Below are 1,556 nucleotides of genomic sequence, written 5' to 3'. Positions count from 1 at the left end.
CGGAATTTTTCAAGGTGTTTGAGGCCAGTGGGTGTCAGGCGGCTACCGGTTCGGCGGCGGTTGGTTGGTTGATCCAGGCGTGGGTGGGTAGCGCGAGGATTTTCGGGTCAGCGGTGGTGGAGAAGCGCTCGGGGTGAGTAGCGCGGGCCGCGGCCAGGGCCGCTGAGCGCTGCTGACTCACGGTCGCGGCGTGGCCGTAGTGGACGTCGGCGGGGGTGTGCAGCCCGATCCCGGTGTGACGGTGTCCGTGGTTGTAGGTCTCGACGAAACCGGCCATGAACGCCCGGGCGTCGGCCAGAGAGCCGAAGCGGTCCGGGAAGACCGGGGCGTACTTCAAGGTCTTGAACCACGCCTCGGAATACGGGTTGTCATTGCTCACGCTGGGTCTGGAGTGGGAACGGGTGACGCCGAGGTCGGCCAGCAGCGCGGCCACAGGTTTGGAGGTCATCGAGGTGCCGCGGTCGGCGTGCACCACGGTGGGCACACCGTGAACCCCGAAGATCTCCTTCATCATCTCCTCGGCCAGAGGCCCGGACTCTCGGGCGTGGACGTGGGCGCCGACGATGTAGCGGGAGTAGACGTCGAGCATCACGTAGGCGTCGTAGTAGACGCCCTTGGCCGGGCCGGGCAACTTGGTGATGTCCCAGGTGTAGACCTGACCGGATCCGTCGGCCATCAGCTCAGGGATCGCTCGGGCCGGGTGACGGGCCTGGCGCCGGCGTTCCTTCACCTGCGCGGCGGCTGCGAGGATGCGGTACATGGTGGCGATCGAGCACAGGTACACCCCGCGCTCCAGCAGCGTGGCGTAGACCTGGGCCGGGGGCTGGTCGACGAATTCGTCACTGTTGAGCACCTCCAGCACCCGTTCCCGCTCAACGCGACTGAGCCGGTTGGCCGGCTCCACCGCGGTCCGAGGTCCCGGTGCTGTCCGGGCCCGCCGGCGGGTGGCGGTGGCCCGCGACACCCCGGTCAGTCCCGCTGCGTCCCGGGTGGTCACGCCTGCGGCGGTGAGCTCGGTGTAGGCGCCCATCAGCGCTTCTTGCGCGGCTGCTCGGTGTCCGCGCTCTCGGAAATCTGCTCCAAGAGCGCGTGTGCTTTTCCCATGATGTCCAGGGCGGTCTCGGTGGTGGCCAGCTTCTGCTGGGAGGCGGCCAGCTGGCGGCGCAACCGGGCGATTTCGGCCTGCTCCGCACTCGGCCGGCCAACGGCTTCATCGGCCGCCTTGCCTTCGAGCACGCCAGCATCGCGCATCCGGCGCCATTCGCTGATCAGCGAGGAGTACAGGCCCTCCCGGCGAAGGTAGGCCCCACCCTGCTGCTCCTGGCAGGCCTGTTCGTAGGCGGCCAGATGCGCCAGCTTCTGCTCCGGGGTGAAGCTCCGGCGCCGAGCCGGGCCACCAGCACGAGGGTGAGCGTCACTCATCTGTCCATCATCGGCGATCGCGGACAACGGCGGGGCGAACGTGGAACTACTCATGGTGATCGATCCTGAATCTCGCCCTGCGTCAGGCGGACTTGCTGTGAACCACTGGACTCAACTCACCCTGACACGCAGGG

1 pseudogene is annotated in these 1,556 nt (G+C 67.9%); it reads right to left on the bottom strand.

The features are described from left to right. Positions 1-34: 34 nt before the first annotated feature. Positions 35-1,422, bottom strand: a pseudogene (locus QL985_RS12055) (IS3 family transposase). Between the last annotated feature and the right edge of the window lie 134 nt (positions 1,423-1,556).

It is taken from the genome of Kocuria sp. APC 4018 (assembly GCF_030407675.1).
GTDB lineage: Bacteria > Actinomycetota > Actinomycetes > Actinomycetales > Micrococcaceae > Kocuria > Kocuria rhizophila.
The sequence above is the reverse complement of the archived record's forward strand: the minus strand, read 5'-3'. Positions and strand labels throughout refer to the sequence as shown.